We start from the raw sequence: 6,333 nt of genomic DNA on the forward strand, positions 1-6,333 counted from the left end.
TACTTAAATGTATTTCAACCTGTTCAAAGAGAAATAGGTAGATTGTGGCAATTAAATAAAGTTAGTGTAGCTAAAGAGCATTACAGTACTTCTGTAACTCAACTTATAATGTCTCAACTTTATAGTTATATATTATCACCTGAAAAAAATAGTTTTAAAGCTATTACGACCTGTGTGGGGGATGAGCTACATGAATTAGGGATCAGGATGATAGCTGATCTCCTGGAGATGGATGGCTGGGATACTGTTCATCTAGGTGCTAATATGCCAGCTCAAAGTATAGTTGATGAAATAATTGAAGAAAAAGGTGATCTGCTTGCTATTTCGGTGACAATAACTTCTAACTTGAGTAAAGCAACTGAATTAATTGAAGAAGTACGTAAAAATCAAAAGACTAAAGATATAAAGATTATGGTAGGTGGCTATCCTTTTAATATTAATGAAGATCTCTGGAAGGAAATCGGTGCTGATGGTTATGCTCCAGATCTTAATAAAGCAGTTAAAGTAGCCAATAAACTTGTTTGATAAGGAGGGACAATTAATTGAATTATGATATAGATAGAAGAAAAATTGATGGTTTTGTAATTATTTGTAATTTAGAAGGAGAAATAAAAAAAGTTATATATAATAGTCTTGATTTAGAGTATTTAAAAGAAGGAAAATTATTACCTTCAGTTGTGGAAAAAAATAATTTTAATAAGGCTATTGAGTTTATTAAAAAATTAAAAGAAAAAGGTGCTTTATTTTCCTGGGAAATAAATTTTGAAATTGAAAATGAAATTAAACCACTTAATTTCTCTGGAATCAATGATAATGGTGAACTTTTAATTATGGCCGGTAATAGCTTTTCCAGTATTTTAGATCATTATGAAAAAATTACTGAAATAAATAATGAACATATTAATAGATTTAGAAAATTATTAAAAAATAAATTCAACGATTTTCCTTTAAGTAAAAAGAATAAAGAAAATGAAGAAACATATCAAGAATTAACAAAACTTAATAATGAGCTTTCCAATTTGCAAAGAAAATTAATGAAGAAAAATAAAAAATTGGAAAATGAAAGACATAAATTTAGAGTAACCTTAGAAAGTATTGCTGAGGGAGTTATAACTCTTAATAAAAGGGGAGAGATTGATTATTTAAATCCTATAGCTGAAAAAATTCTTGCTCAAAAAGAAAAAAATGTTATTAACGAGAATTTTTTTGAAATAGTGAATTTATTAGATCCTATTACTTCTAATTCTTTAGAAAAAAATCTAAAAGATGAAATTAAAGCTGGCGAATTTACTGAAGAAGGTGAAGTGATTTTAAAAAGAAATGAAAACAAAAACATTCCAGTTGCTTTCAAATCTTCTCCTTTAAAAGATGATAAAGGTAATGTTTTTGGGAGTGTAATAGTACTCCGAGATATAAGGCAACAAAAAGAAAAAGAAGAAGAGTTAAAAAAACAGGCTAGTAAAGATAAATTAACTCAAATATTCAATAGAAGAATGGGGCTTATATATTTAAATAAAGAAATTGAATATGCTCAAAATAATGAAAGCAATTTAAGTGTTTGTTTTCTTGATGTAAATAATTTAAAAGAAATAAATGACAATTTAGGCCACTCAGCAGGAGATGCGCTTTTAAAAAAAGTAGCAGAAATTATGAAAGATAATATAAGAGAAAATGATGCTGTGGCCCGTTTTGGTGGAGATGAATTTCTGCTGATTTTACCTGGTATTAATGAAAAAACAGCAGAAAAAATATGGCAAAGAATAAAATCTGAACTTAACAAAATAAATCAGAGTGAAGAATATGAGTTTGAAATAAGTGTTAGTCATGGTATAGTAGATTGTGGTTATAAATGTAATTTATCTGCTAATGATTTAATTAATAAAGCAGATAAAAAAATGTATAAAGAGAAAAAGAAATTAAAGGATGGTGAAATTAGAGATGGCTCATGATTGTGAAAATTGTCCTGTCCAGCATAATGAAGAAAAAAAGAATAATGAAAATAAATATATTGTAAAATACAGAGTAAATATTGAAAAAATAGGAGATTATAGTATAGATGAGGTAGAAGAAAAACTTAATAATACACCTGGTATAAAAGATGCGATAATTAATGAAGATGAATTAATAATTGATTATGATGATATTTTGGTTTCTCCTAAAAAAATAAAAAAGCTTCTTGCTTAAAATTTTACAACAGGGGGTTTAGATATGAAGTTAATAAAAAATGTTTCGCTTATATTACCTCATAAAATTATAGAAGATGGGGCATTGCTTTTTTCAAATAAAATAGAAAAGATATATTCTGTACCTCCAATTGAACTCAAAAATGTTGATATTATAGATGGTAAAGGTGGGTATTTAAGTCCTGGTTTTATTGACATTCATATCCATGGTTCAGGTGGTAGTGATACAATGGAAGCTAATAGAGAAGCCCTGGAAAATATCAGTAGAACTATCATTAAAAATGGTGTAACATCTTTTTTGCCTACAACTATGACTATGAATGAATCAGATATAAAAAAGGCTTTATCTAATGTAAAAAAAATGAAAGAAGAAGGTTTAAAAGGAGCTCAACCTTTAGGAGTTCATATGGAAGGACCTTTTATAAATAAAGAATATAAAGGAGCACAGAATGATAAAAATATTAGTGTTCCTTATTTTGATTTAATTGAAGAATACTTTGATATTATAAAAATAATTACTATGGCTCCTGAAATAGAGGGAGCTAAAGAATTCATGGAAAAAGCAGATAAAAAAGGGATAACTATTTCTGTTGCTCATTCTGCGGCAAATTATGAGCAAATAAAAGAGGCGGGAAGCTGGGGATTAAGTCATGTTGCTCATTTGTTTAATGCAATGACAGGTTTACACCATAGAAAACCAGGAATAGTTGGTGCAGCTTTAAATGGAGAAATGACAGTAGAATTAATTGCTGATTATGTTCATATAAATCCTGCAGTTTTAGAATTAGTAACAAAAACTAAAGACCTTGAAAAAATTATATTAGTAACAGATTCAATGGAAGCTGGTGGTCTTGAAGATGGTGAATATAGTCTTGGTGGACAAAAAGTTTTTGTTAAGAATGGTGAAGCCAGACTTGAAGATGGCACAATAGCCGGAAGTGTACTAACCCTGGATAAAGCAGTCAAAAATATGCTAAATGCTACTAAGTTAGATTTAAATGAGATTATTAATATGGTAACTTTAAATCCTGCGAAATTAATAGGACTTGATCACAAAATTGGCCACTTAAAAGAAGGACTCAAAGCTGATTTAGTTTTACTCAATAAAAATTTAGAAGTCAAAAAAATATTTAAAGATGGTAAAGAAAATCGAGGTGATTTTTATCTCTGATTTTTATAAAAAAAGTGTAGATTTAATTGATGAAGGTTTAATAGTAATTGACAATAAGGGAAAAATAAAAATATATAATAGAGAAGCAGCAGCGATTTTTGGAATAGATCCCAGAATTGGTCCAGGCCATGAAGCAGGAAAAATTAAAAAAGGCGATATTGTCTTAATTGCTGATAATGCCCTGGGAAGAGATGATGGTAATCTTCAACCTAAAGATTTAACTGAGTTGGGAGCAGAATGTACTGATTTTAAAAGAGATGATGCTTTTATATTAATTGGAAAAAAAGATGCTAAAAATGGAGAAGCAGTTTATAAGAAAACCGAATATGAAAATGGCAACTTAAGTATGACAAAAGAAATTTTAAAAAGAAAAATAAAAGTAGAGATTAATTTTGAAAAAAAACTTCTGCAGATAAAAGTGGATAATAAAAAATATCCTTTTTATTTTTCTCTGGCGGCAGGAAATCTTGTAATACTGGATAGAGAAACTGCTAAAGTAAAGTTTTATCAAACTCGAGGGTATACAGCTCGAAAAGAGGATATAAAAAGCATTTTAAAAGGGAAGAAATATATAAGAAAAGGGCCTCAGGGAGAGGTTCCCAAAATTTATGATAAGCATATATCCAGTTATCATCCTGATTCACATATTATCAAAAGATTATTAAAAATTGCTAAAGGTGATGAAAAAGGAATAAAAAATCAGGAAGCGATAATTAATGGTGTTCCTACAAGGTGTACCATGTCTTCAATAAAAGAAAATGATAAAGTAATTGGTGCTATGTTAAAAGTTGAGGATATAAGAGAGTTAAAAACAATTATTGCTGAAAGAGATAAAGCACTTAATTCTAAGAACTATCTTGAAAAACAGTTAAATAAAAGAGAACAAAGAGATGAAGCTTTCAAAGAAATTTTGGGGGCCAGTGAGAAATTTGAAAAAGCAAAAAAAATGGCATATAAAGCAAGTGAAAGTATATCTAATGTATTACTTTTGGGAGAAAGTGGTACAGGAAAAAATCTTTTTGCAAAAGCTATCCATAATGCCAGTCAGCGTAAAAAAGAGAATTTTGTTTATATAAATTGTGCCTCCATTCCTGAAAATTTATTTGAGAGTGAGCTTTTTGGGTATGAAAAAGGTTCTTTTACAGGAGCTTTGGATTCAGGTAAAGAAGGTAAATTGGAAAAAGCAGATAAAGGAACACTTTTTTTAGATGAAATTGCTGAATTGCCCCTTTCTCTTCAGGCGAAATTTCTCCATTTTTTACAGAGTAGAAAATATACTCGAGTCGGAGGTTTAGAAGAAAAAGAGGTGGATGTGAGATTTGTTTTTGCTACTAATAAGGATTTAGAAAAACAGGTCAGGAACGGTGAGTTTAGAGAAGATTTATATTTCAGAATAAATGTTCTTCCCATTTATTTACCTCCATTAAGAGAGAGAAGAGAAGATATACCTTTATTGGTAAATAAGTTATTAGGTAGAATTAATAAAAAATTATCAACAAATATCAAAAATATTAGCTCTGAAGCTATGAAATATTTAATGTCTTATGAATGGAAAGGAAATATTCGGGAATTAGAAAATGTTTTGGAGAGGGCAATTAATATTTGTGATAATGAAAAAATTAGAGTTAATGATCTACCAGCTAAAGTAATAAAACAATTTTCCCAGGATCAAAGAGTAAAAGTTCAGGGGATTGGATCTTTAGAAGAAACAGTAGAAGAGGCTGAAAAAGAATTGATTCAAAAGGTTTTAGAATATACTGATGGTTCTCGAAAAAAAGCAATAGAAATATTAGGAATTGGTAAAACAAGTTTTTATGAGAGATTAAAGAAATATGACCTTTAAAACGTTCGGTTATCCGGAAGAAAACTCCGTAAAACCGAACGTTTTTTGATTTTTATTGTATTACAAAAACAAAAAGTACGCATAATACGTCGTTATTTAGCTATTTTAGTCTGAAAATAGATTTGGTATAAAAAATGCATATTTAAATAAAATAAGAAGTAAGTTAATTAAAAATTGATTATAAATTTTGAAAATTTAAATAATGAGGTGCAAAGTAAATGTATGATTATATAATAAAAGATGGAAAAATAATAGACGGAAGCGGAACTCCCTGGTTTAAAAGTGATATAGCTATCTCAGATGGAAAAATAAAAAAAATAGCTAAATTAGATAAAGATAATACTGAAAAAATTATTGATGCAGAAGGTTTAGTAGTAAGTCCTGGATTTATAGATATCCATACTCACTCAGATTTAACAGTACTTGTTAATGGTAAATCAGAAAGCAAAATAAGACAGGGAGTAACTACAGAGGTTATTGGTAACTGTGGTTCTTCACCTGCTCCTGCTTATGGGGAAGGATATAAACATCTAAAAGAGGAATTAAAAGATTATGGACTTAGTTATAACTGGAAAAGTTATAAAAAATTCCTGGAAGTAATGAATAAAAAAGATAAGAGTGTTAATATAGTTCCTTTAGTTGGTCATGGAGCATTAAGAAGATCTGTTTTAGGCTATGAAAATAGAAAACCAACATCAGAGGAATTAAATAAAATGAAAAATTTATTAAAAAAAGCAATGGAAGCAGGAGCAATAGGTTTTTCAAGTGGATTGATTTATCCACCATCTTCTTATGCGGAAACAGAAGAATTAATTGAACTTGCAAAAACTGCTGCTAAATTTGGTGGGATTTATACCACACATATGCGTTTTGAAGGTGAAAAACTTGTTGAAGGTGTAAAAGAAGCAATAAAAATCGGAGAAGAAAGTGGAATTTCAGTCCAAATTTCTCATCATAAAGTAACTGTAAAAAATAGCTGGGGGCTTGTTAGTGGTACTTTAGAGATGATGAGAGAAGCAAGAAAAAGAGGGGTAGATGTTAGTTGTGATGTATATCCTTATCCAGCAACATCAACCGGGCTTGATTCTATTTTACCTGATTGGGCTCATGAAGGTGGTTTGGAAGATCTTTTAGAA

The 6,333-nt window shown here is 29.2% G+C and carries 6 protein-coding genes; all 6 read left to right on the forward strand.

Annotation, left to right across the window (positions count from 1 at the left end; all coding sequences use genetic code 11):
* Positions 1–525 (forward strand): cobalamin-dependent protein (locus VJ881_08215; GenBank protein ID HKL76037.1); only part of this gene is annotated, 525 nt, incomplete at its 5' end.
* A gap of 17 nt (positions 526–542) precedes the next feature.
* Positions 543–1,949, forward strand: coding sequence for a diguanylate cyclase (locus VJ881_08220; GenBank protein ID HKL76038.1), 1,407 nt, complete (start codon positions 543–545; stop codon positions 1,947–1,949).
* Positions 1,939–2,184, forward strand: coding sequence for a hypothetical protein (locus VJ881_08225; protein HKL76039.1), 246 nt, complete (start codon positions 1,939–1,941; stop codon positions 2,182–2,184). Before VJ881_08220 ends, VJ881_08225 begins: the two co-directional genes overlap by 11 nt.
* Positions 2,185–2,208: 24 nt before the next feature.
* Positions 2,209–3,354, forward strand: a complete 1,146-nt coding sequence (gene nagA / locus VJ881_08230; GenBank protein ID HKL76040.1) for an N-acetylglucosamine-6-phosphate deacetylase — start codon at positions 2,209–2,211, stop codon at positions 3,352–3,354.
* Positions 3,338–5,197, forward strand: coding sequence for a sigma 54-interacting transcriptional regulator (locus tag VJ881_08235; GenBank protein ID HKL76041.1), 1,860 nt, complete (start codon positions 3,338–3,340; stop codon positions 5,195–5,197). Before nagA ends, VJ881_08235 begins: the two co-directional genes overlap by 17 nt.
* Before the next feature lie 218 nt (positions 5,198–5,415).
* A partial coding sequence (locus VJ881_08240; GenBank protein ID HKL76042.1) for an amidohydrolase family protein occupies positions 5,416–6,333 on the forward strand: 918 nt, incomplete at its 3' end.

The sequence above is a fragment of the Halanaerobiales bacterium genome, assembly GCA_035270125.1.
GTDB lineage: Bacteria > Bacillota > Halanaerobiia > Halanaerobiales > DATFIM01 > DATFIM01.

Coding starts and splice junctions, on each gene's coding strand:
- nagA (HKL76040.1), top strand. CDS start 2,209: ATGAAGTTAATAAAAAATGTTTCGCTTATATTACCTCATAAAATTATA.
- VJ881_08225 (HKL76039.1), top strand. CDS start 1,939: ATGGCTCATGATTGTGAAAATTGTCCTGTCCAGCATAATGAAGAAAAA.